The sequence below is a fragment of the Leeuwenhoekiella blandensis MED217 genome (genome assembly GCF_000152985.1).
Taxonomy (GTDB): Bacteria; Bacteroidota; Bacteroidia; order Flavobacteriales; family Flavobacteriaceae; genus Leeuwenhoekiella; species Leeuwenhoekiella blandensis.
In genome coordinates, this window is record NZ_CH672395.1 from 1 (window position 1) to 24,106 (window position 24,106).

The window sequence follows — 24,106 nt, forward strand, 5'->3', positions numbered from 1 at the left end:
CGCCTCAGGAGGCGTTTGAGCTAACTCTTTGTTATACTTTATTAAAGCTTCTTGAAATGCGAGAAACATGTTTTTTAAATGTTCCTCAAGATCATATTTGCATCCTTCTAGGGATGCTAATCTCCTTCTGTTTGGAGATTGATGAAAATTGTCTAATTTTGCCATGTTTAAAAAATATTAATTAAGAGCTCCAACTCTTTTTTATATTAAAAAATACTCCCTGCGTCAACAGGGATATTTTTTACTCCACAAATATATAATTTTTTTTGATTGTTGTATATAAAAAAATAGATTTGATGTATTTTTTTAAATTTTGCAATAATCAATTATTTAGAGCTCTTGCTTGAAATCTTTTTGAGTTTTAGAATATTAATAGTTCTATACGATGTTGATTCACTTTGCGTTATACATTTTGAGCTGGTATTAGCAGCTCGTAAACTAACCAAAGCGCAAGATGAAAGCCAAACCCATATTAATTTCCATTTTAATCTATTTACCCTCAGTGTTGCTCGCTGTTTTTTATGTTCCAACGGCGCTTGACAAATTGCTCGATCCTAATCAAACAGGGAAAATTGTACAAAGCAGTGCGGTGATGCTTACCGCAGGAATTTTTATTCTTACGGGACTTGCCTTATTCTATTATCAAAAAACGATGCTGTGGGGCGTAACGATGCTTTCGCTTTATATGCTTCCGGTTATTGGCATTCATCTGTATAAAGGTAAACCTGCCGAAGTATTAATGCTTATTTTGATGAGTACGCTGTTTGCAGCATACATAAGAAAACCAGAAGTGTTTGCGAGTAATTAAAGCTCTTTATTTGCTCTTTTCTCACTGATTTCAGAAAGCAAACTGCCTTTTTCGTTGTTGTAATGGGTGTTTTTAGGACTTCCGATGATTTGCGCAGCGTAAACTCCTGAATGACCAGAAAACAGGTAAGCGGTGCTACACGCGATGGCGATAAACACGCCAGATTCGATCCCAAAAAGTTCAATACCCATAATGGTGCACGCAATGGGTGTGTTGGTCGCGCCGGCAAAAACAGCAACAAACCCCATACCTGCGAGAAGATCCATCGGTAAGGGAATAAACCAGATCAATGCATTTCCTAAAGTCGCACCGATGTAGAACAAGGGTGTTACCTCGCCACCTTTAAATCCGGCTCCCAGTGTAAATGATGTGAATAATACTTTGACAAGAAAATCATATTTGTTCATCGCTTCGCTGAACGAATCTACAATGGTGGGAACACCAAGTCCTATGTATTTTGTGGTGCCTATTAAATACACAGCAATGGCGATTACAACACCGCCAATAAAAGGTCTTAGCGGCGGATATTTAATGTATTTTTTGAATTGCGAACTCCAAAAATGTGTGCTTTTTGAGAACAGCATACTCACCAAACCAAAAATAATTCCGGCGAGAAGTGCCCATAACAGGTTGGCCGGGTTCATTTCGGCAATTGAATTAATATGATAATGCGTGTGACCTACATTCCAGGCTTGGCAGAAATAATCGGCAAGCACGGCCGCAAGAAAACTCGGTACGATCGCATCTAGCCGAATTCTTCCAAGAATAAGAACTTCTAAAGCAAAAATCCCTCCGGCGAGCGGTGTTCCAAAAACCGAAGCAAAACCGGCACTTATCCCGGCAATAAGTAAAATTTTTCGGTCTTGATTATTCAGTTTAAAGATTTTTGTGAATTGATCGGCCACTGCGCCACCTATTTGAACCGCAGTACCTTCACGACCGGCTGATCCTCCAAAAAGATGCGTGGCGATGGTACCAAATAACACCAAAGGCGCCATTTTAAACGGAATCACTTTTTTAGGCGTATGAAACTCTTCAAGCAACAAGTTATTTCCTTTTACGACGCTGTTTCCGTAGAGGTGATAAGAAAGACCAACAAGAAAACCGCCAATAGGAAGTAGCGCAATAATCCATAAATGAGCTTCCCTATAATTGGTAGCCCATTCTAAACTGAGCAGAAAAAATGCCGAAATACTGCCTGCAATCGCCCCGATCAAGGTGCAGATGATAATCCATTTAAAAAGATAAACCAGAGAAGGAATTTGCTCGATTGAAGTGAGCGAGCGCTTGAATTTGTCTAAGTTCATACTGCCATATATAAATGATTCTACTTTGACCTCGCGTTTGCGGGCCGGTTAAGTAGAAGTCATCAGCTTGCTAAGAAGCGGTTTGAGGCAGACCTCATTGCCTGTGATTGAAGCAACAAAGATAAAATAAATCTTTAAAGTGCTTTAAGAAAACAGCTTTTACTGAATAATCAAGATTTAATGCTTCGATTCTATTTATTCTGGTCAAACAAGGCTTTTACGTGTGGCTTATTGATCTCAATAATTGAAAAGATTCCCAGAAGAATTCCTAAAATACCGGTAAGGCAATTGAGAATAGCAACGATAAGCACAAAGGTGTAATTGCGTGCTTCACCAATGTATTTGGCGCCTAGCAGCGTTACAATCCCAAAAATTAAACTCATGACGAAGCCTATCCCGCAAATGATCCCGAAAAAGGTAGACATATCAAAAGGCGTCTCGGCATTTTGGTTGACTTCAGTAAAAATAAAATTCATAAAGAAGCCGTAGCCTATAAAGAAAACAGCACCCAGAAGGTTGAAGATTCCTTTTATGATATAAAGGATGCGGTAGGTGTTGAGGTTGTTGGTTTGAGTTTCCATAATTTGATTGATGTTGATGATTTGAACTATAGGTAGGTAAAATCGAAAAATGTTACACTGCTATAGATCACATAAAAAACCCCGAATACTGAAGCATTCGGGGTTTTACTTTTAAAAGCTACACTTAGTTTTGGTATTGTGCTACCGGCCAGCTGTCGTTTGAGAAGTTGACATCTGGTAACATCTTGTTTGGATCAAGCGTTACTTTAGCGACTTGTTTATCAGTTTCTAAAAGATAGTTCCAGTCATTACCTCTTTGCCAGATCTCCACAGGAAGTTCTACCATTTGAGTAGTATCATCTGCAAAAGTAACTTGCATTTTTACCGGCATCGGGATATCACCGTTGTTTGAAAGGCTAATCACATAATTACCTTGATATTGACGCACGCTATTTACAGCTAAATCAATATTACCGGTTCCATAAAACCATCCTTTAAAGAACCAAGCCAGGTTTTCACCGGCAACATTTTCCATATGATTGAAGAAATCACGTGGTTGTGGATGCTTGTACGCCCAAGTTTTAATGTAAGATTTAAAGGCGTTGTCAAAGCGCTCCGGGCCTAAGATATACTCACGCAACATAAATAATCCTTGTGCAGGTTTTGCATAAGCGATCATCCCTAAGTTTCTTAAGTTAGTTACATCAGGATAGGTGTCAATGCCTTCACGATTAGGGTTTGTATACCATCCTATCGCATTTCGGGTTTGATTAAGGTTTGAAGGGTATTCTCCGTTATTAAATTTGTTTGAGCTGTAGTGGTTGATGAACGTATTGAAACCTTCATCCATCCAAGCATAGCGACGCTCATTTGTACCAACGATCATCGGGAACCAGTTGTGACCAAATTCGTGATCGGTTACGCCCCATAATCCTGCTCCGGTAGACTTCCAGCTACAAAAACTAAGACCGGGATATTCCATTCCGCCGATGTCTGCAGCAACATTTACAGCTACAGGATAAGGATATTCAAACCACATCTCAGAGTTGTTTTCAATCGAATGTTTGGTGTATTCTGTAGAACGTGCCCAAGCGCCTTGACCGTCACTTTCAATAGGGTAAACTGATTGTGCCAACGCTTTCTTTCCGCTAGGTAAATTGATTTTTGCTGCATCCCAAATAAAAGCTTTAGAAGAAGCAAAAGCAACATCACGGGTGTTTTCCATTTTGAAATGCCACGTGAGTGTACCGCTTTGTTTTGCTCTCAACGACATATCGTCTAGTTCGTCTGCTTTTACCAGCATCACCGTCTCGTCGCTGTTTTTTGCTTTTTCCATGCGGTCACGAAGTGTTGCTGAAAGCACATCTTTTTCATTTTGCAAAGCGCCCGAAGCAACTACGATGTGATTGTAAGGCGCAGTGATTTTGAAATCATAATCTCCATAATCGAGATAGAATTCGCCTGCACCTAAATACGGCTCGATATTCCATCCTTCGATATCGTCAAGAACTGCCGCACGCGGAAACCATTGTGCCAGGGCATAGATGGTTCCGTTTTCGGTTTCCAGACGGCCCATACGATCCATTCCTTTCACCGGAATTTTATAAGTAAAGTTCATAGAAACGGTCGCTTCACCACCATTTGCAGGAATGGGTTCGTCAAAAAAGACCTGCATACGCGTGTCTGTAATGATATGTTTTGATGAAGAACTACGTTTTACATTAGCCTCCAAATTGGTGATGGTATAACCCCCGTCTACATCACCATTGTAGCGATTACCGCTAATGGGCGTTGTTAATGTTCCGCGAGAATCTTGGGTAAAGCGATTTTGTTCTAAATGCATCCAGATAAAATCAAGCTCTTGTGGACTGTTGTTGGTATATTCTAACGTAAGTTTCCCGGTGATGGTGTGTGCCTGATCATCAAGAGTGGCTTCGATTTTATAATCGGTTTCGTTTTGCCAGTAATCTTCTCCCGGTTTTCCGGTTGCTGTACGAAACTCATTTCCGTTGTGATCTAAGAATTCGTTAAAAAGCGATTGATTGCTTTGCACTTCTTGTGCATTACTTGCTGCAATTCCGCCGAAAACAAGTGCGGCAAGAGCAAGTTTTTTTCTAAAAATGTTCATTAACTAAAAGGATTTACTAAAATTTTGAAATAGTATTGTTTCTGTTTTAAACCTAGGGTAGGGTGAACCCTGAAGATTATAATGGCTTAAAAGTAGAAGTTCTCTTCCTTTTTGCGAAAAATAAAGCTACAATAATGCCTTAGTCTTGAACAAATTTGAATCCTGCAGTAATGATATTTGAGCTTAAACCGGTGTTGCGTTTGTAGTTGTAGTACTTCAAGTCAATACTTTTGAGACCAAATTGAAAAATGTGGAATTTGGTAAAAATGTCTGTATAGTTCAGACCGAAGCCAAACTGATTGGCATTATACTTAGATAAATCATAGTCTGAAGTATAAAAAGCATCGGTAGAAAGATGCGTTTCATAAGCACCAAATTGATCTGCAGCCGTCTGATTGTAAAAACGATAAGACGGGTAAATCGTGAATTTATCACCCAATTTTATAGGAAGTTCAAGACTTGCAGTATGTGACGTGATGCCCCAATCATCAGTGTAGTAGCGATAGTAGGAGCGCAAGACAAATACAGAATTAATGTAGTAATTCAATCTTCCGCCAAGAGCAATTTTAAAACGTGTATCGGGAAGACGCTCTACATCATCTGCCAGCTGAAAGTCATCAAAGAAATAATCTTGTTTATCACTAAAATAAACACGCTGAAAAGGCGTAGATAATAGTCCGTTTTGTTGAACCAGATCCAGTGCTAAGGAGCCTTGAAGATTTTTTGAAAGAATCTGAGAAAAACCAAAACCTAGCGAATAGGAATTTCGTGATGTGTCATCAAACGGTGTAAACTGCGGATTGTAGCCCGCATCGCCATAAGCGGCGCCCGGTCTCAATTCTACAGGATAGATTGCCGTCCACGTATCTAGGTATACATTTCCCGTGATGCTTAATTCTGTGTTTTTTTCATTGAATAAACGCGTGTAGCTTCCACCGAAACCTATCGAGAAATAATCATATTCAGAAGAGACTGAAGCTTTTGCCGACCAGATCTGATTGCGATCATCAGAATTGTGTGTATACGAGCCGGTCAAATTGGCCCAAGTATCGCTTTGAGAAGCACCAGAAGACGCTTGAAATGCATTTCCCAAGTTTGCGCCGTCAAAAGGATTGATGTTTGAAGAAGAGGCAGAGGTGTATGCAGAAACTCCGGCATCAATCGTCAAAACATCATCATCGTTTAATGGAATCGCCACTACGATCGTTCCTGTGGCGTCTGTGAGCTCTTCGGTACCAATACCACCACTTACGGCGGCGTTGTTTCCATCTTGGCTGTAATAACTGCTAAGCAGGTCGACTTCGGTAGTTTCAAGAACACGTTTTTTATACGTGCTTTCTTGTTGCTCTTCCTGAGCAAAAAGAGCAACTGAAAACAGGGCAAAAAATAGTAAGAAGTAGTTGTTCTTCATCATCGCTTTATAGATTTAGTTACAACCGCAGCCTCCGCCCGTTTTTCCTCCGTTAGCACCAACTGCCGCCTCGCGATACGAGTGAAAGGTAGATACATTGCGATCTGCAGCTTTATCAGCAAGCGCCATATCAGGATCATTGATATTTACCTTTTCATATTCTTTTACAGCAACGCAGCTGGTAAAGGAACACGCTAAAATGAACAGCATACTCAGTTTTTTTATCATGGCTTCTCGATTTCTATATGGTCTGACTTGTGAATGTTTCCTTGATCATCAACGATGATGCATTCTATGCCAGGTAATTGATTAATTCTATTTAGGCCTACCTCTATTCCTATGACAAAAACCGAAGTAGCCAGCGCATCTGCCAGTTCTGCTTTAGGAGCAAAAACCGTTGCGCTAATTATTCCCGTTGCGGGGTAGCCGGTTCTTGGGTCAATTATATGCGCGTATCGTGTGCCGTTAAACGTCACGTATTTTTCATAGTCACCAGAGGTTACTACGGCGCTGTTGACGATAGGTAAAAGAGCAAAGACTTTATTTTTATCCAGCGGATTGGTGATCGCAACTTTCCATGGGTTGCCGTTGGTTTGTTTTCCCCAAGTGTTCATATCGCCTGAAGCGTTTATGATTCCTGCGGAAACACCTTTTTCGATCAAAAGCTGTTTGGCTTTGTCTGCTGCATAGCCTTTGCCAATGGCTCCAAAGCCAATTTTCATCCCTTCTTTTTTGAGAAAAACCGTGCTTGCTTCAGAATCTATGACAATGTTTTGAAAACCTACTTTCTCAACAGAATTGGTTATGGTTTGCGCATCGGGCATTGCGGTCATGCTTCCGTCAAACTTCCAGATTTTATCCATCGAAGCATAGCTGATATCAAAAGCGCCATCGGTTAGTTTTGAAATGGCAATAGCCCGCTGAATAAGCTCAATAAGTTCGCGGTCTACTTTTACTGGTTTTTTTCCTGCATTGGCATTAATTGCCGAAGTCTGTGAATTAGGGTCCCACGAAGAAATCAATTTTTCGATCCGGGTAATTTCGCCGACTGCCCAATCAATATAGGCTTCTCCTTGCGCTTCATTATCTGCTACAACTGTAATGTCAAAGCGACTGCCCATCAATTTGAGCGTTCGCTTGTACGGTTGTTGTGCCGCGTGTAAATTAAACGTGGTCACCAAGGCAAGGATAAAGAGTAGAGCAGGTTTGAGCATTATTTTACAAAGGCATTTAGTTTTTTGATATAAGCTTCTGGAGTTGTTTTTTCATAACCTGTGTTTCCTAAAACGTGGCCATTCTTGTCTAAAACAACCACAAATGGGAAGTAGCCGTTGGGATTATAGTGTTCCGCTAATGTATTATTGGCTTTTTGTTGGGCTTCGGGTAGTGCATTTTTCTTTTTCCGTGGAAAATCTGCTTGAAGCATCACATAATGCTTCTGAGCATAAGATTTAAAGGCGTCAGATTGCCAAATTTCCTTATCTAATTTAATACACGGCGCACACCAGTCTGAGCCTTGAAAGACCAGAATAATGGGTTTGTCTTGAGTGGTTGCGCGTTCTTTTGCAGTGCTCCAACTGGTCAACCAGTTTTGCGCGTGAAGCGTTTGTTGAGCAAATACTAATACAACAAGTGTAAAAACAATTTTTTTAAACATAATAACCTTTCATTTTAACCACTTTAAAAGTAGTGCTCATTTTCTATAGATCTTGTAACTCGAGTTACATAGATATAAACGAAAAAAAAGGCTATTTAGTTTTTTAGACTTCCTTCTCAGTAAAAGGCGTATTGATGTCTAGAATCTCATTGATAAGTTTCAGAAGGTATTCTTCAAAGGTTTGCAGCAATTCTGAAGTTACTGCCGTGTCTTTGTCTTGGCTAAGCTTTAAGAAGCCAGAATTCAAGTTTTTAAATGAAATTATACCCGCTTCACAAGCACCGGGAAGGCCTTCACTTTTAGAAAGCATCAAGGCATAGCACAATACTTGAAATGCTTTAGACTGCTTTTTATAATCTGAAATGAGTGTTTCCCAGTCCTTTATTACCAGTTGTCCACGATCGACTTTGCCGGTTTTATAATCGAGAATACGGGTGACTTTATTTTCAAGATCGAGGCGGTCAACAGTTCCTTTAAGCTTAATTTCTGGAGTAAGCTGAATCGTATATTTGGCTTCTAGAGCTTTGATGATAATCTCTTTACCTGATTTAACCGATTGAAGTTCAAGGTTGAGAAAATTCAGTACAAACTGCTTGGCAACATTAAATATGATTAGGTTTTTACCTGTTTTAATGTTGAGTGCATTGTAATGCAATTCAAATTGATGTTGTACTTCAGCGTTTACCTGTTTTAAAATTTGCTGAAGTATTTCTTCGGTTAAGATGGTGTTGAGGTAGGGTTTATACAGGTTTTCTAGCGATTCGTGCACCACCGTTCCTAAAGTGTTGTGCGCGATAACATCTTCTACTGCTTCCAGTTCTTCAACACCTAGAACATATTTATAATAAAAATCAATAGGGTTTCTAATGTAGGTGCTTAAAGCCGAAGGTGAAAATCCGGAAGCTGCGTGTTTTTTGATTGCTTCAATGATCTCAGGAGTCTTTTCAACTTGTTTTAAGGTGACCGGCTCAAGACTTACGGGCGCGCTAGCACTTTGTTCCTGATACTGATAACGAGCATTAGGATCTGTGGCGAGCTGTAATAAAAACCGGCTCTTTTCTCCGCTGTTGAGACCACCTGCTTCATTGTTATAAATGAGGTTCACCTTTTGAGCGCGCTGAAGAATTCTGAAAAAATGATAGGCATAAATAGCATCCTTTTCACGATAGGTAGGAAGCTTGGCTTCGATTTTTAGATCAAAAGGAATAAAGCTGTTTTGACTTTTTCCCGAGGGAAACGTGCCTTCATTAAGAGAAGTGATTATGATGTTTTTAAAATCGAGCACACGAGACTCTAAAACTCCCATAATCTGCAGTCCTTGATAGGGATCCCCTTTAAAGTCGAGTGTTTCCTGACTTAATAGTTCCTTATAAAACTGTTTAAGTGTGCGTAAGTCGTTGAGGTATGTATAGGTGTCGTTTAAGTTTTTTAAGCGTGTGAACAGTTCTAGAAATGCGTGTAAAAATTCAAGCTGAAGCCAGTTTTTTTGAGGAAACAGGATTTCCTTAATGGCTTGAATACTTTCTAAAATATACTCGAGTGCACTACTGCTAGAATTTTGCCAGGAAGAGAATAGGAGTTTGGCGTTATCAGAAGCATTGGAGTCAATAATAAATTGAGGTTCGAGGTAGATCAGATTTTTTTCGGTAATCGTTCTTTTTAAAATTTCGCGTTCTCCATCAAGTAATAGTATTGCATACTGTTGGTCTAACAATGACAATACATCTTTGTAATAATAACCCTGCCCTTGCTTGTTGATCTGTAGTTGAAACCAACTTTCAAAAAATGCTGCTTGAGCTACCTGTTCTAGGGGTAGCCCCATAGTGACGTTAAGGTGCTTTATTGAAGCGGGTAGCGAATTGAGCAAAGGCAAAAGCAAATGCTCATCTCCCAAAATTACAGCAGTCTCGTTAAGTTCAGCATTGGATAGATTTTCTAAGAGTTGGCCTACATACTTTACTTGCCCAACGTGTTGAGCGATTCCTGTTGCAGTAATGTTCTTTTCAACGTTAAAATTTGATTGCTCTACAGGAAAGGCAAAGTTTTTGTCGGCGGCAGCATTCCACTTTTTAAGATAGGTTTTGATAAATCTACTGGCGACGTGATTTTGATCTTCGAGAAAATAGGGATCGATGTCCCAGTATATTTTGGTATTCGGTCTTTCTAAAAAACGATCTATTATTTTTTGTTCTGCGGTGTTAAGCGCATTAAAACCACAAAAAAGAACATATTCTTCATTTTGGTCGAGATAGCGTTCAAGGTTTTCTACCGCTTTTCTGTAAAGCATACCTTGATACCCTAAGCCTAGACGTTCGAGGTGTTGTTTATAATGCTCATAATAGCTGCTGATCGATTTCCAAAAGATCAAATAATTAGAAATAAGTTGAGAATCCTGATCTGTAGACCAATGATTCAGTTCTTTAATAGCAGAGAGGTAATCAAAAAACGAATTGGTATCAATAAGATGGCGATCAATTTCATTAAAATCACCTAAAAGCGTTTGTCCCCAACCTAAGAAATTAAGGAAGGATTCTGGATTGTCACCTTCAAAGTGCGTTTGATAGGTGTGGTAAAGTTCAACCTGTAACTGCGTCTGAGATGCCGCTGTTAATCCTGAAATCTCTTCTACAAGTTCTTCAATACTAATAGTTTTGGGAAGAAAACAAGTAGTTTCTTGGAGTTGAAGCTTTAAACGCTGAAGAAAAAAATTACCCGCGCGTTTGGAGGGCAGTACCACTACAGTTTGTGTAAGGGGTAATTGAGATTTTAGAAGGTTATTTATTACTTCATCTATGAATGTAGTCATAGGTTAAAAATAAAAAACGCCCTGAATTATCAGGGCGTTTTCCATTTATATTATTTCAGATAAAATCTGAAAAGAAGTGTCTTACTCTAAAGTAAGTTTTACACGTCTGTTAAGTTGCATACCAGCAGCTGTAGTATTAGGAGCGATTGGCTGCTCTTCACCGTAAGCTTTGATAGATAACTGGCTTGCATTAACACCTTCTTTACTTGTTAAGTAATCTACAACAGATTGTGCTCTTCTTTCAGAAAGATCCATGTTGTATGCGTTGCTTGCGCGGCTATCAGCGTGACCTTCAACCTCAAAAGAAGCAGTAGGATATTCTTTAACGATACTAGCGATTCTAGCTAGAGTCTCGTAAGAACTTGTTCTAATAGTTGCTTTATCAGTATCAAATAAGATACGACCAGCTTCACCATTCAATACTTCTAATACAGAAGCATCAACTTCAGGACATCCATTGTTAGAAGCAGGACCAGCTACATTAGGACAGTCATCATCTTTATCTGCAACACCGTCACCATCAGCATCAGCGAAAGGACATCCGTTGTTAGAAGCAGGACCAGCCTCATTAGGACACTCGTCTTCAGAATCAATTACACCATCACCGTCTGCATCAGGGCAACCGTTAGTTGCAGCAGGACCAGCAACATCTGGACAAGCATCTTCGTTATCAGGGATTCCGTCACCGTCAGTATCAGGGCATCCGTTAAATTCTGGTAAACCAGCTACTTCAGGACAAGCATCTTCAGAATCTTTAATTCCGTCACCGTCAGTATCAGGACATCCGTTGAACTCAGGTAAACCTGGAGTTTCTGGACATTCGTCTTCGTCATCGTAGATTCCGTCACCGTCAGTATCAGTTCCTCCGAAAGCAAAACCAATTCCTACTACGTGTTGCATGTGTCTGGTGTAATAAGTACCAGGCATCATTGCGTGCTTGTAAGTAGATGATACATCAAGGTTGATGTTGTCGCTTAACCAAAATTTAATACCTACAGTACCGTTAAGGGTTCCGTGACTTGGCATATCACCAATGAACACGTAACCACCACCACCACCTAGGTAAGGGTCAAACCAACCGCCTTCTCCAAAAAGAGCGTCACGGAAGCTATAAGAGAACATACCATCAACAGAGTAGTATGCTAGATCATCAACAGGAAGGTCTCCCATTTGATCAATTTTGTTGATAGAACCTCTAACGCCAAATGCAAATCCAGCACCTACGTAGCGACCTACGTAAAGAGTAGAAACAGAAGGAAGGATATTCCAGTGATCTCTAACGTTGAAATATTCGTCAGGGAATCCTCCGGTTAAAGGTCTGTTATCTGGTGGATATACAGGATAGGTATCCACTGCATTAACCCCTATACTAATAGCCCAAGGGTTATTTTTGTCTTGTGCGTTTGCAGTACTCAGACCCACGAAGGTCAAAGCCGCAAACAGAAATAATTTAGTAAGATTTTTCATGTTAAGTAAGTAAAATTTAAGTGTTAATTGAAGCAAATGTAATTTGTTAAAATCTAGCAACAAAGCCAAATTTAATAAAAATCATCAGTGAAATTTAATATTGAGTCATTCTATACTTGATTTTGTTGCTTAATCTTTGTTAAATCACATTGTTTATTTTAATCAATTCACCGAAAACTAAAACTATTTAAATAAGTCTATTGCTCTTTTCGGTTTGGTTGTTTAACATTTACAGGGGTAAAAGTAGTTTGTTAATGCAAAGCCACAAAATGACAAGTGATAAAGTTTTATTAAACCTTTATTGAAAATAATACCTTGTTATAAGGTGTTGACATACAGCGTTTAATTTGTTTTTAAAGCTTTGTGATGTGGGTTAAACCCTAAGAATAAGTTGTTTAAATGTATTTTTAGACTTTGCTGATTATGAATATTTTAGGAATTTACACTATTTATAAAATGTTAAAGCAAAACAATAGGGTTTTGGTCATTTAGATAGATGAGTGCTTTTAAAATCACCTTATAGTTCATAGTTTCCAAAGTTGTTGCATACTGCTCAACTTGGTTTTTATGTGTGGCATTAGGAGTACCTGTTTTATAGTCGAGTAGCCAAACTGAATTGTTTTTGCCTATTTCAACGCGGTCAGGTCTTATTGTTTGTCCTTTACTGTTAATATCGCGCTCATTTAGAATAAGATGCTTGTGATTAAAAAAACCAATTTCTTCCAAAGCACTTATTAATGTTCTAAGTTGTGTGCTGAGTTGGTTTACGTCTTTTTGTTCGATCCAGCCTCGGGTAAGTGCTTTATTTACGGCGCTATCAATATCAGCGATGGTTTTTATGCCGGCCATGAGTTCGTGTATAATATTTCCCATAGAAAGCGCTTCTTGCCTAGAGTCGTCCCATAACGCTTCGGCCTGTGTAACAATGCTAAGGTCGTGATCTTCACGGGCAGTGCTTAGCAATCTCAGCGTTGAGGCTTCTTTGGATGCTGGCTTCGATCCTGATTTTCGCGTTGCGTCACCAAAACTATAAAAACGGGTTTCAGACTCATATAGGTTTTTGGAGCTCAAATACTGCACAAATAAATCTGCAAAGTTTTTGGGTTCCGCATTATCCTTGCCGGTTTTAGATATGATGTGTAATTGTTCAACACTACGCGTTAAAGCAACATACAATACATTAATAGTATCAAGCTGCTGCTGTATGCGTTTGTGATGATAAAGCATAGCAGTTTGTTCGTTATACTCCGTCAACTCAGCTTTTTGTCCTAATAAAAGCGCTTCAAAGCCCTGATAATTATCGCTTTCAGGGAGATACCAATTGTAAGTATCGGTGTGATTGGAGTATAATTCGGTATGAGCAAACGGATAAATTACTACCGGAAACTCGAGCCCTTTGGCTTTATGAATGGTCATAATTTGAACCGCCTCTGAAGTTGGTGGTGTGCTTATACTCAACTTGTCTTGTTTGCGATTCCACCAGATGATAAGTTCTGGAATACCGCCTGAATTTTTTTGAGCAAAGTCAAAAATAGCATCTAAGAAAAACTGTAAATAGGCGCCTCCGTTTTTGTTAAGGTCAAAGCATCTTATGATATATTCTGCGGCTTCATAAATAGGCAATAACGCGCATTGTTCAAAATCAAAATTGTTGATTTGATGTGATAATTGCTGAAACAAGTTGGCACCGGTATACTTAAGATGTTCTTTGTAGAACTCGTGTGCATTTTCAACCTCCAGATAATTCTTAGCAAGATATTCTAAGATATTTAAGGTGATTGCAGAGGATTGAGGCTCAATGGTGTAATGCAGTAGATTTATGATAAACTGAACCTGCGGAGATTGTTTCAGTAATAAACTTTCACTAGAGATGACCGGAATATTTTCTTCTTGAAGGCGTTGCGCGATGGCTACACCTTCTGAATTTCTACGTACCAAGATACAGAGTTCGCCAAGCTCAAAGTTATTTGAAACACAGGTTTCAATGGTTTTTACGACCTCATCTAGATAAAGCGGAGTTAATTCATCTACCGTATTTCCTTCAATAAAATTAAGCGTGACTTGACCACCTATACGATGATTGATTTGTTGTGCGTTGCCTGATTTGTAAATGTTTTCATATTCCGCATAAGAAAAATCGCTTGAAACGTGCGTAAAAAACTCATTGTTGAAGTTTATTATTTGATCATAGCTGCGGTAATTCTGAGGGAGATCAATGGTTTTTTTATCCTCGTTCTGAAAAGGGTTAACCTCCGATTTTGATAAACGTATAAATTGTTCTGCTTCTCCACCTCGCCAACGGTAAATGGCTTGTTTGGGATCGCCTACCAGCATAACACTGTTAGAAACACTTTCGGTTTGACTCGTACTCACAGCATTATCAATAAGCGGCACCAGATTAGACCACTGAAGAACCGAGGTGTCTTGAAACTCGTCGATAAAATAATTCTCGTAGCGTTCCCCGAGACGCTCATAAATAAATGGCGTAGGTTGATTGGCTATATTTTTATGAATAAGCTCATTAAAATCGGAAATCAACACGAGGTTATTTTCAGATTTTATTTTTTCTACTTCTTGTTGAATGAGCTGAAGCAAGGAGAGCGGCGTGATTTTTTTGTACAACTCCTCGTTAAGTTTCAGTTTAAAAATCAAAGGTTTTATTGCATTAAACTGTGATGTAATTTCAGTAGAAAGCTTATCTAAAATTGCCTTGATGGGCTCTTTCTGACTTTTTGTGTACATCGGTTCTTGACCTAAATTCTGTACCCATTTCGTATTAAAATTCACATTAAAATCACCTTCAGCCATTTTATCAAGCGCTTTAGGTAAATATTTACGAGTGAAATGTGTGGCTTCTAATCCGTTTGACGCTATGAAGGTGATCAAGGCGGAAGCAGCTTCTTGAATTTCCTTTTCTAGATGTTTAGTTGATGTTTTTAGATAAGCTTTAAGTTGCTCAAAATCATCAAGTGACTTAGACTTGATGCGTTGCAGGTATTCCCGGTCATTTTCACTAAGTAGCAACTTGCTTATATCATAAAAGTCTCGGGAGATGTCCCAACTTTTATCGTTATCAATTTTCTCAAGAGCATAGTCAAGTAAAACGCGGGTTATGTTTTGATCTTTTCCGGCTTTATCGATAAGGCTGTCTACAGCTTGTTCTAATACATCTTGTGTGTTTAATTCAACTTCAAAGTTTTGCGGAATTTTGAGATCGTAAGCAAATGTGCGTATGATGCGATGTGTAAAATTGTCTATGGTCACCACATCAAATGAAGCATAATCTTGAACAATGTGTTTTAAAATGCGTTTTGCTTTATTCTGAATTTCGCTGCGCTCCAAACCGGTTTCTTCTTCAACTGCTGAGAGCATTGGGTTGTCTTGAGTAAAAATGGCATCACTAGAGAAATCCTGTAAATTCTTGATGATACGTGTTTTCATTTCGGCAACTGCCTTATTGGTAAATGTAATGGCAAGAATGCGTCTATACTTAAAATCATTACTGCTTTTAAAAAGAATGCTCAAGTAATTTTTGACAAGAGCAAATGTTTTTCCGGCACCTGCCGAAGCATTATAAACAGATATGGAGTGGTGATTTTGCATGCAGTCAAGTTACTAAATTACGCGATGTTGACTTCGGCAACTTTAATAAAGATATGTAGCAAATGCACTCAGACTTTTAGGTTTTGATGCTGTTTTGAGATTTTTGACGATACCCTGCTGAAAATGAACCGTCTTTGTGCAAACCTTAAGAGTATTATAACACAAGATACTTTAGATAAGCCGTGTTAAATAGTAACTTTGAGATTCAACTATTCTATTAACGAAAAAAATAAAATATGTCTTTTCAACTTCCAGAATTAAAATATGCTAAAGATGCATTAGAGCCTCATATCGATGCAAAAACTATGGAAATTCACCATGACAAACATCATGCGGGTTACACCAGCAAATTAAATGCTGCTATTGAAGGTACAGATCTTGAAGGTAAGACTATCGAGAATATTCTTATCAACCTTGATATGACTAACAAGGCAGTACGTAATAATGGTGGAGGTTTTTACAATCACAGTCTTTTTTGGGATGTGATGTCACCAGACGGTGGAGGAGAGCCAACCGGCGAACTAGCAGAAGCAATTAATGCTGCTTTTGGTTCTTTTGAAGCGTTTAAAGATAAATTTAGTAGCGCTGCAGGAACTCAGTTTGGTTCAGGTTGGGCTTGGTTATGTGTACACGAAGGTGGTAAAGTAGAAGTTTGCTCTACACCAAATCAAGATAACCCATTGATGCCTGAAGTAGGTTGTGGAGGAACTCCAATTTTAGGAATTGATGTTTGGGAGCACGCGTATTACTTAAAATATCAAAACCAGCGTCCAGCGTATATCGATGCATTCTTTAATGTGATCAACTGGCAAGAAGTTTCTAGCAGATATGCTCAGAATAAGTAAGAAGTTTTAAAACTGAATATAAAAGCTCGGCGTAAGTCGGGCTTTTTTTATGGGTACTAAAGGGTTTTAAATCCGAGTTTGTTTAAGCTTTAAAAGCAATCCGCAAAGCGGAATTTAAAGTTTTTTAGAACTGAAAGCAGTACGAAGTATTCTAAGCTTATAGCACAATTAAATTACATCAGGGCAAGCCTGTTTGCCGACAAAGGCAGGCCCATAAAGCATTGTTTGAAAACGAATTTTCAATTTCGAAGCAGGCCTTGGAGTATTAAACCCTTTGGCGGTGCCCAAAAAAGGTGGGAAACCCGTGGTTGAAGAAACGGCTCGCGGCGTGTTTTAGCTCTGTTTTTCAGTGTATATTTTGAAGAATTATCAGTAGCGACTAGTGTTTGTAAACCTGCTCGCCACCCCGATTTGATGCAAGTAAACAATCTTAGGGAAAAACCATGAAGCATTGCTTGAAAACGAACTTTCTATTTCGAGGGATGCCTTGGAGTATTGAACACTTTGGTTACCAAAAAAGGTGGAAAACCCGTGATTGAAGAAACGGCTCGCGGCCTGTTTTAGCTCTGTTTTTTCAGTGTGTATTTTGAAGAATTATCAGTAGCGATTAGTGTTTCTAAACCTGCTCGCCACCCCGATTTGATGCAAATAAAAAAGGTGGAAAAAATCCACCTTTTTTGCCCCAAATCTACCATGAACTTAACCTACTTATGTTATGGCAGATACTAAAGTATTACTTCTCTCCAACCGAAACCAATCTTTTAGATAAAGTGCGGAATTATTAGTTGAAGCGTCTTTTTAATAAGCTCTCTTTAAATTTCCTTCTACATAATTGATAAAAGCACGGTTTACAACACGATTTCCACCAACGGTAGGGTAATCACCGGTGAAGTACCAGTCTCCCAAATTCTTAGGACAAGCCTTGTGTAAATCACTCACTTTTTGATAAATCACACTTACCTCAGGCTTGATAGTTTCATCTTTTAAAAGCTCGGCAATTTTATTTGAAATTTCTTCGTCTGTAAAAGGTTCGTAAATCTCTTTAACGTAGTTGATCACATCAACATCTTCAAAGTCGATCTGGCTTACACATTTCTCATAAACCTGATTGATGATCTCTTCTTTGCCGTTTTCTTTAAGCAGATCAATGGCAGCTCTAAAGGCAATAAAATCTTGAAGTTTTGCCATATCAATTCCGTAGCAATCCGGATAACGAATTTGCGGTGCAGAAGAAACTACTACGATCTTCTTAGGATTAAGACGAGAAAGCATTTTTATGATACTCTTCTTAAGCGTAGTACCGCGTACGATACTGTCGTCTATAATTACAAGATTATCAGATTCTTTAACCACACCATAAGTCACATCATAAACGTGTGCAACCAGATCATCTCTACTGCTGTCCTCGGTAATGAAAGTACGTAGTTTTACATCTTTTATCGCAATTTTTTCGGTGCGTAATTTTTTAGACAGAATGGCTTCAAGACCTGCTTCATCCAATTCATTTCTGCGCTCTAGGATCTCTGTTGCTTTTTGCTTATCAAGTTCAGCTTGTGCAGCTTCAACCATACCGTAGAATGAAGTTTCAGCGGTATTAGGAATATAACTAAACACACTATTCTGCGTGTCATGATCGATATGCTTAAGTACTTCAGGCATTAACAACCTACCCAATTCTTTACGCTCTTGATAGATTTCGGCATCGCTTCCTCGAGAGAAATAGATGCGTTCAAAAGAACAGGCTTTACGCTCGTGCGGCTCCTGAATTTTTTCGATAGAAGTTTTTCCGCTCTTCTTGATGATCATCGCGTGCCCGGGATCGAGTTCCTGCACATCTTCAAACTTGGCATTAAAAACCGTTTGAATCACAGGGCGCTCGCTCGCAACAACGACAACTTCGTCGTCTTTATAATAATAGGCCGGGCGAATACCTGAAGGATCTCGCAACACAAATGCATCTCCGTGACCTAAAAGACCAGCCATCGCATAACCGCCATCCCAATCTTTAGAAGCTTTCTTTAATATTTTGGCAATATTCAAGCGCTCTGCGATTTGCGGAGAAGCTTCAAATTTTGAAAAACCTTCTTTCTTTAATTTCTTATAAATCTTAGCAACAGCATCGTCAAGAAAATGACCAATCTTTTCCATTACGGTGATGGTATCGGCCTTCTCTTTTGGGTGCTGACCTAGCTCTACAAGCTTATTAAAAAGCTTAAAAACATTGGTCATGTTAAAGTTACCCGCAACGATAAGGTTACGATGCATCCAGTTATTTTGACGCAAGAATGGGTGTACACTTTCTACACTGTTTTTACCAAAAGTACCGTAGCGCACGTGACCTAGTAAGAGTTCGCCAACATAAGGAACGTGACGTTTTTGTAAAGCGACATCATCAGCATACTCAGGGTTTTCTAACAGAACCTGGTTAATTCTTGAATTAATTTGAGCAAAAATATCTTGTATAGGCTGTTGTGCGATAGAACGTTGTCTGCTTATATAGCGCTCACCCGGTTCCATATCTAATTTAATGCTGGCAAAACCCGCACCATCCTGACCACGGTTGTGCTGTTTTTCCATCATTAAATACATCTTGTTTACACCATAAAATGCGGTGCCGTATTTTTCTTTATAATACTCCAGGGGTTTAAGAAGACGTATTACCGAAATTCCACATTCATGCTTAATTGCATCACTCATAGCTTATTCTAATGTTTGCGCCCCCTTCTGGTTAAGAAGAGGGCGCGCGTTGTTTTATAGGTCTAAATTAAATTGCGTTAAGGCTTTAAATTTCAGCAAACGCTTTTCGATTTCTTCGGGTTTTAAATTTTGCATACGCTCTGTACCAAATTTTTCTACACAAAACGATGCGAGGTTTGAGCCGTGAATGATGGCCCTTTTCATATTTTCAAAAGAAAGATCTCCCGTGCTGGTTAAATAACCGGCAAAGCCACCGGCAAAAGTGTCGCCTGCTCCGGTTGGGTCAAAAACTTCTTCAAGAGGTAGGGCGGGTGCAAAAAAGACTTTGTCGTCCTCAAATAATAAAGCACCGTGTTCTCCTTTTTTAATAACCACAAAACGAGGTCCCATCGCTGAGATTTTTTGAGCCGCAGTTACTAATGAATATTCGCCGCTCAGTTGGCGTGCCTCTTCGTCATTAATTGTGATCACGTCAACCTTTGCAATAACCTTTTTAAGATCTTCCAGAGCACTGTCCATCCAGAAATTCATGGTGTCAAGAATTGCCAGTTTGGGCTTTTTATTCATTTGATCCAAAACAGAAAGCTGCACAAGCGGGTGTAAGTTACCCAACATTACGATTTCGGCATCTTTGTAAGCTTCAGGAACGATCGGATTGAAATCGGCTAAGGTGTTGAGCTCGGTAATCAAGGTATCTCTAGAGTTGAGATCGTTGTGGTAACGCCCTTTCCAAAAAAAGGTTTTTCCATCTTTTACGACTTCGAGCCCTTCCATATTAATACCTCTGCTTTTGAGCAAGTCAATATATTCCTCAGGAAAATCTGATCCTACTACTGAAACAATAGCTTGATCAACATCAAAATTAGAGGCGGCCAGACCTATAAAGGTTCCTGCTCCACCAAGAATTTTCCCGGTTTTTCCAAACGGAGATTCAATTTCATCAAAGGCACACGTGCCTACAATTACCAGTTTATGCATCCAAAAATTTTATGCAAATATACAGTTTTGATAATGCAATTTTAAACAATGGTCGTTAGAGTGTTTCTAAACTTACGTAAGGCTTTATAAAAGGAAAGGCGATCAATAATTAATTGATCGTGAGCTGTTTTTGTGAAGGTAAGAATTATTTTCTACCAAAATCTGCCGGAATTTCTCCCCAGGCTTTCGTTTCCCATTTAACGATCACCGTCTTGTAGGTGTTGTTTTGAAGCCAGTTTTCGGCACGACGCACTAAGTCATACACGTCTTTGTTTTTTGAATTTTCGGTAAGCTTAGTATTGCATTTTTTCTTTTTTACCCAGCCAATAGCGATGCGCGAATCTGAATAAATAATGCGATCGCTGTTTTTTTGTTTTAAGAGTGCAAGACCGTGAACGAGGGCGAGAAACTCACCTATATTATTAGTCCCTTGTTTAAAAGGACCTTGATGAAAAAGTTGTTTCCCGGTTTGCGTGTCAACACCTCGATATTCCATAATGCCCGGATTACCAGAACTTGCTGCGTCTACCGAAATTGAATACAGATTGGGTTCGCCGTATTTCTGTTTTTCTTCAGCAGTTAATGTCTTTTTCTTTTTTGAAGTTCCTTTTACATCCTTGTAGTCTTTATTATAAGCAGCTTTAGCTTCAGGAAAGGTTGGGAAAGATTTGTATTGCGCCCCTGCAAAGCCATCAATCATTGCTTTGCAATCTTTCCAAGAGGTGTAAATGCCGGGCTTTTTGCCTTGCCAGACCACATAAAATTTCTCTTTCTTCGCCATAAATAATCAATCTCTTTCATTTCCGCGAAGGCGGGAATCCCTTCAACATTATATGTCTATTGCTTTTCTAGAATCTCTGCGATCACACGCGGAAAATGCTCATATTCCAACTCGTGAATTTTTGCCGCCAAACTATCTGGGGTTTCGTCAGACTCTAATTGTGTTTTAGCCTGAAAAAGGATCGTTCCTTTATCATATTCTGAAGTGACTTCGTGAATGGTGATGCCCGATTCTTTTTCGCCGGCGGCTACCACAGCTTTGTGCACGTTAGCACCATACATTCCTTTTCCGCCATAGGCTGGTAGTAAAGCCGGGTGAATGTTGATGATCTTACCGGGATAGGCTTCAATGATGTTTTGTGGGAATAGCCATAAGAAACCGGCCAACACGATCAAGTCGGGCTGTGTTGCCTTGACAAGATTTAACACTTGATCGGTATCATAAAAAGCGCTTCGGTTAAAACTGAAGGCGCTAATTTTAAGATTATTTGCACGTTCTAAGACTTTTGCCGTGTTTTTGTTGCTTAAAATTTGAACAACTTGCGCATCTTTTCGGTCTTGAAAAAACTCGGTGATTTGTTGTGCATTAGAGCCGCTTCCTGAAGCAAAAATTACAATTCGTTTCATATATACTAAGGTGTTGCGAGACTACAAAGCAACGCATTATTATTGTTTTAAATGTGCAGTTTTGGTTTAAAGTTCAAGAGGAAATGATTAAATTAACGACACATTTTAGATAGGTAATGTGGTAAAACGGTAAAGTTTGCTATTTTTGCCTCCTAATTAAAATTAAAAATTAAATATTATGTCAGACATTGCATCAAGAGTAAAAGCCATCATCGTAGATAAACTTGGCGTTGATGAGAACGAGGTTGTTGCAGAAGCGAGCTTCACAAACGACCTAGGAGCAGACTCGTTAGATACAGTTGAGCTTATTATGGAGTTTGAAAAAGAATTTGATATTCAGATTCCAGACGACCAGGCAGAAAATATCGCGACTGTAGGTCAAGCTATTTCCTACATAGAAGAAGCAAAGTAAGAAGAAAGCAAATTACCATATGGAGTTAAAGCGAGTTGTAGTAACAGGTCTTGGTGCGCTTACGCCAATCGGAAACAATATTGAAGAATATTGGGAAGGATTGAGTACAGGTAAAAGCGGCTGTGCACCTATTACTTATTTTGACGCAGAGAAGTTTAAAACCAAATTCGCTTGTGAGCTCAAAAATTTTAACGCACAAGACTATTTTGACAGAAAGGAAGCCCGTAAACTAGATCGCTTTGCACAATATGCATTAGTGTCATCTGACCAGGCTATCAAAGATGCAGGAATAGATCTTGATGTTGTTGATAAATTTAGAGTTGGTGTAATTTGGGGAGCCGGAATCGGCGGCTTAGAAACTTTTCAGGACGAAGTAATAAACTTTGCCGAAGGTGATGGTACTCCTAGATTTAATCCCTTCTTTATTCCTAAAATGATCGCAGATATTGCCCCGGGTAATATCTCTATCAAACATGGTTTTATGGGGCCAAACTACACTACAGTATCTGCTTGCGCATCTTCTGCTAATGCGTTGATCGATGCTTTAAACTATATACGTTTAGGTCATTGTGATATCATAGTTACAGGAGGAAGTGAAGCTGCGGTTACCAAAGCAGGGATGGGCGGTTTTAATGCAATGCATGCCTTATCTACTCGCAATGATGATCCGGCAACGGCTTCAAGACCATTTGATGCTACACGAGACGGTTTTGTTTTAGGTGAAGGTGCAGGAGCGCTTATTCTTGAAGAGTATGAGCACGCAAAAGCACGTGGCGCTAAAATTTATGCTGAAGTTGTAGGTGGCGGTATGTCTAGTGATGCACATCATATGACAGCTCCACATCCTGATGGGATAGGTGTAGAACGTGTGATGCTTAATTGCTTGCGCGATGCAAATATCAAGCCTGAAGAAGTAGATGCGATCAATACGCACGGTACCTCAACTCCGTTGGGCGATGTGGCTGAGCTTAAAGCTATAACCAAAGTATTTGGTGAGCACGCAAAAGATATTAATATCAATTCAACAAAGTCGATGACCGGGCACTTGCTTGGTGCTGCAGGCGCTATTGAAGCAATTGCTTCGATCCTTGCGATGGAGCACAGTCTTGTACCGCCTACCATCAATCATACTACTGTTGATGAAAATATTGATAGTTCTTTAAATCTTACGCTCAACAAAGCACAAAAGCGTGAGGTTAATGTAGCGATGAGCAATACCTTTGGTTTTGGAGGTCACAATGCTTGTGTCTTATTTAAAAAGTATAGCGAATAATCTCAGTTAGATGAGTGTAATTCGCAACATATTTACTTCCCGTCCTGAAAAGGGCGGGAATTTTTTTGTTACTGTCAAAAAAATAATCGGTTTTAAGCCCATCAATATTACGCATTACGAAGAAGCTTTCACCCACAGGTCTATGGCGCTACAAGATAAAAAAGGTAATGCCTTTAACTATGAGCGCTTGGAGTTTTTAGGAGATGCGATGCTGGGAGCTGTGATTGCTGCATATCTCTTTGACGAAGTGGGTAAAGGTGACGAAGGCTATTTGACAAAGATGCGTTCTAAGGTGGTAAGCCGGGAGCATCTTAACGAGCTGGGCAGAGATCTCGGGTTGCTCGGTTTAGTTAAATCGGCCATACCAAAAGAGAATTTCGGGGCAAACATTCACGGTAATCTTTTTGAAGCTCTGGTAGGTGCGATATATCAAGACAGAGGATATAGGTATGCGCGTAAGTTTATCAACAAACGCGTTATTGACCCTTATGTAGATATTGAAAAGTTAGAAGGCCGTGTAATAAGTTATAAAAGTCTGCTTATCGAATGGTGTCAAAAGGAAAAGCGACTCTTTGATTTTGATACTTATGAAGATTCTGGGCAGGATGTGGTGCGCCATTTTTCGGTGCGCTTATCTATAGATGGTAAGCAAGTGGCCAAGGCACGAGCAACCTCAAAAAAGAAAGCAGAAGAGAAGGCAGCGAAGCGCGCCTACTATGTATTTCAGAATAAAATAGATGTACATCGTTTTAACTAAATTGTTTTAGGTAGACTGTCGTTTTTACA

At 39.3% G+C, this 24,106-nt stretch carries 19 protein-coding genes and 1 riboswitch; of the genes, 5 read left to right on the forward strand and 14 right to left on the reverse strand.

Annotation, left to right across the window (positions count from 1 at the left end):
- Positions 1-454: 454 nt before the first annotated feature.
- Positions 455-808, forward strand: coding sequence for a hypothetical protein (locus tag MED217_RS00005; RefSeq protein ID WP_009778397.1), 354 nt, complete (start codon positions 455-457; stop codon positions 806-808).
- On the opposite strand, the gene MED217_RS00010 is transcribed toward MED217_RS00005, so the two are convergent.
- The 10 genes from MED217_RS00010 to MED217_RS00055 form a co-directional block, all read right to left on the reverse strand.
- The gene (locus tag MED217_RS00010; RefSeq protein WP_009778398.1) at positions 805-2,115 is read right to left on the reverse strand and encodes a voltage-gated chloride channel family protein; all 1,311 of its coding nucleotides are present in this window, start codon (positions 2,113-2,115) and stop codon (positions 805-807) included. The two genes, MED217_RS00005 and MED217_RS00010, sit on opposite strands and share 4 nt — an antisense overlap.
- Before the next feature lie 46 nt (positions 2,116-2,161).
- Positions 2,162-2,226, reverse strand: a riboswitch (Fluoride riboswitch).
- Positions 2,227-2,306: 80 nt separating this feature from the next.
- Positions 2,307-2,696, reverse strand: a complete 390-nt coding sequence (locus MED217_RS00015) for a hypothetical protein (protein WP_009778399.1) — start codon at positions 2,694-2,696, stop codon at positions 2,307-2,309.
- Positions 2,697-2,820: 124 nt separating this feature from the next.
- Positions 2,821-4,764: a M1 family metallopeptidase gene (locus MED217_RS00020; protein WP_009778400.1), complete on the reverse strand. Its 1,944-nt coding sequence runs from the start codon at positions 4,762-4,764 to the stop codon at positions 2,821-2,823.
- A 139-nt stretch (positions 4,765-4,903) separates the two neighbouring features.
- Complete coding sequence (locus MED217_RS00025; protein WP_009778401.1) at positions 4,904-6,178, reverse strand: DUF3570 domain-containing protein; 1,275 nt, start codon at positions 6,176-6,178, stop codon at positions 4,904-4,906.
- Positions 6,179-6,190: 12 nt separating this feature from the next.
- On the reverse strand, positions 6,191-6,403 hold the full coding sequence (locus tag MED217_RS00030) for a DUF4266 domain-containing protein (RefSeq protein ID WP_009778402.1): 213 nt from the start codon (positions 6,401-6,403) through the stop codon (positions 6,191-6,193).
- A complete protein-coding gene (locus MED217_RS00035; protein WP_009778403.1) occupies positions 6,400-7,389 on the reverse strand; it encodes an FAD:protein FMN transferase in 990 nt (329 codons plus the stop codon). The genes MED217_RS00030 and MED217_RS00035 overlap by 4 nt, the downstream gene beginning before the upstream one ends.
- Entirely contained in the window at positions 7,389-7,832 is a 444-nt protein-coding gene (locus tag MED217_RS00040) for a thioredoxin family protein (protein ID WP_009778404.1), read from the reverse strand. Before MED217_RS00040 ends, MED217_RS00035 begins: the two co-directional genes overlap by 1 nt.
- Positions 7,833-7,935: 103 nt before the next feature.
- A complete protein-coding gene (locus MED217_RS00045; RefSeq protein ID WP_009778405.1) occupies positions 7,936-10,638 on the reverse strand; it encodes a PD-(D/E)XK nuclease family protein in 2,703 nt (900 codons plus the stop codon).
- 81 nt (positions 10,639-10,719) lie between these two features.
- Positions 10,720-12,105, reverse strand: a complete 1,386-nt coding sequence (locus MED217_RS00050; RefSeq protein WP_009778406.1) for an OmpA family protein — start codon at positions 12,103-12,105, stop codon at positions 10,720-10,722.
- A gap of 459 nt (positions 12,106-12,564) precedes the next feature.
- Positions 12,565-15,708 (reverse strand): UvrD-helicase domain-containing protein, encoded by a 3,144-nt coding sequence (locus MED217_RS00055; RefSeq protein ID WP_009778407.1) that lies wholly within the window; start codon positions 15,706-15,708, stop codon positions 12,565-12,567.
- Positions 15,709-15,944: 236 nt separating this feature from the next.
- Between MED217_RS00055 and MED217_RS00060 the strand changes: the two genes are divergently transcribed.
- Positions 15,945-16,553, forward strand: a complete 609-nt coding sequence (locus MED217_RS00060; RefSeq protein ID WP_009778408.1) for a superoxide dismutase — start codon at positions 15,945-15,947, stop codon at positions 16,551-16,553.
- 798 nt (positions 16,554-17,351) lie between these two features.
- Here MED217_RS00060 and MED217_RS00065 read toward each other — a convergent pair.
- The 4 genes from MED217_RS00065 to purN form a co-directional block, all read right to left on the reverse strand.
- Entirely contained in the window at positions 17,352-19,250 is a 1,899-nt protein-coding gene (locus MED217_RS00065) for an amidophosphoribosyltransferase (RefSeq protein ID WP_009778409.1), read from the reverse strand.
- Positions 19,251-19,304: 54 nt separating this feature from the next.
- The gene (locus tag MED217_RS00070) at positions 19,305-20,228 is read right to left on the reverse strand and encodes a PfkB family carbohydrate kinase (RefSeq protein WP_009778410.1); all 924 of its coding nucleotides are present in this window, start codon (positions 20,226-20,228) and stop codon (positions 19,305-19,307) included.
- A gap of 145 nt (positions 20,229-20,373) precedes the next feature.
- Positions 20,374-21,009 carry a ribonuclease H1 domain-containing protein gene (locus MED217_RS00075; protein ID WP_009778411.1) on the reverse strand — a complete coding sequence of 212 codons (636 nt, stop codon included), beginning with the start codon at positions 21,007-21,009 and terminating at the stop codon, positions 20,374-20,376.
- A 56-nt stretch (positions 21,010-21,065) separates the two neighbouring features.
- Complete coding sequence (purN, locus tag MED217_RS00080; protein WP_009778412.1) at positions 21,066-21,635, reverse strand: phosphoribosylglycinamide formyltransferase; 570 nt, start codon at positions 21,633-21,635, stop codon at positions 21,066-21,068.
- 178 nt (positions 21,636-21,813) lie between these two features.
- On the opposite strand from purN, the gene MED217_RS00085 reads away from it, so the two are divergent.
- From MED217_RS00085 to rnc, 3 genes are read left to right on the forward strand one after another with little or no spacing between them, the layout of a single operon-like run.
- A complete protein-coding gene (locus MED217_RS00085) occupies positions 21,814-22,047 on the forward strand; it encodes an acyl carrier protein (RefSeq protein WP_009778413.1) in 234 nt (77 codons plus the stop codon).
- A gap of 19 nt (positions 22,048-22,066) precedes the next feature.
- Positions 22,067-23,320 carry a beta-ketoacyl-ACP synthase II gene (gene fabF, locus MED217_RS00090; RefSeq protein ID WP_009778414.1) on the forward strand — a complete coding sequence of 418 codons (1,254 nt, stop codon included), beginning with the start codon at positions 22,067-22,069 and terminating at the stop codon, positions 23,318-23,320.
- A 10-nt stretch (positions 23,321-23,330) separates the two neighbouring features.
- Positions 23,331-24,077 (forward strand): ribonuclease III, encoded by a 747-nt coding sequence (gene rnc, locus MED217_RS00095; protein ID WP_009778415.1) that lies wholly within the window; start codon positions 23,331-23,333, stop codon positions 24,075-24,077.
- The last annotated feature ends 29 nt before the right edge of the window (positions 24,078-24,106 follow it).

Coding starts and splice junctions, on each gene's coding strand:
- MED217_RS00020 (WP_009778400.1), bottom strand. CDS start 4,764: ATGAACATTTTTAGAAAAAAACTTGCTCTTGCCGCACTTGTTTTCGGC.
- MED217_RS00005 (WP_009778397.1), top strand. CDS start 455: ATGAAAGCCAAACCCATATTAATTTCCATTTTAATCTATTTACCCTCA.
- MED217_RS00055 (WP_009778407.1), bottom strand. CDS start 15,708: ATGCAAAATCACCACTCCATATCTGTTTATAATGCTTCGGCAGGTGCC.
- rnc (WP_009778415.1), top strand. CDS start 23,331: ATGAGTGTAATTCGCAACATATTTACTTCCCGTCCTGAAAAGGGCGGG.
- MED217_RS00045 (WP_009778405.1), bottom strand. CDS start 10,638: ATGACTACATTCATAGATGAAGTAATAAATAACCTTCTAAAATCTCAA.
- fabF (WP_009778414.1), top strand. CDS start 22,067: ATGGAGTTAAAGCGAGTTGTAGTAACAGGTCTTGGTGCGCTTACGCCA.
- MED217_RS00085 (WP_009778413.1), top strand. CDS start 21,814: ATGTCAGACATTGCATCAAGAGTAAAAGCCATCATCGTAGATAAACTT.
- MED217_RS00035 (WP_009778403.1), bottom strand. CDS start 7,389: ATGCTCAAACCTGCTCTACTCTTTATCCTTGCCTTGGTGACCACGTTT.
- MED217_RS00075 (WP_009778411.1), bottom strand. CDS start 21,009: ATGGCGAAGAAAGAGAAATTTTATGTGGTCTGGCAAGGCAAAAAGCCC.
- MED217_RS00050 (WP_009778406.1), bottom strand. CDS start 12,105: ATGAAAAATCTTACTAAATTATTTCTGTTTGCGGCTTTGACCTTCGTG.
- purN (WP_009778412.1), bottom strand. CDS start 21,635: ATGAAACGAATTGTAATTTTTGCTTCAGGAAGCGGCTCTAATGCACAA.
- MED217_RS00010 (WP_009778398.1), bottom strand. CDS start 2,115: ATGAACTTAGACAAATTCAAGCGCTCGCTCACTTCAATCGAGCAAATT.
- MED217_RS00025 (WP_009778401.1), bottom strand. CDS start 6,178: ATGATGAAGAACAACTACTTCTTACTATTTTTTGCCCTGTTTTCAGTT.
- MED217_RS00030 (WP_009778402.1), bottom strand. CDS start 6,403: ATGATAAAAAAACTGAGTATGCTGTTCATTTTAGCGTGTTCCTTTACC.
- MED217_RS00060 (WP_009778408.1), top strand. CDS start 15,945: ATGTCTTTTCAACTTCCAGAATTAAAATATGCTAAAGATGCATTAGAG.
- MED217_RS00040 (WP_009778404.1), bottom strand. CDS start 7,832: ATGTTTAAAAAAATTGTTTTTACACTTGTTGTATTAGTATTTGCTCAA.
- MED217_RS00015 (WP_009778399.1), bottom strand. CDS start 2,696: ATGGAAACTCAAACCAACAACCTCAACACCTACCGCATCCTTTATATC.
- MED217_RS00070 (WP_009778410.1), bottom strand. CDS start 20,228: ATGCATAAACTGGTAATTGTAGGCACGTGTGCCTTTGATGAAATTGAA.
- MED217_RS00065 (WP_009778409.1), bottom strand. CDS start 19,250: ATGAGTGATGCAATTAAGCATGAATGTGGAATTTCGGTAATACGTCTT.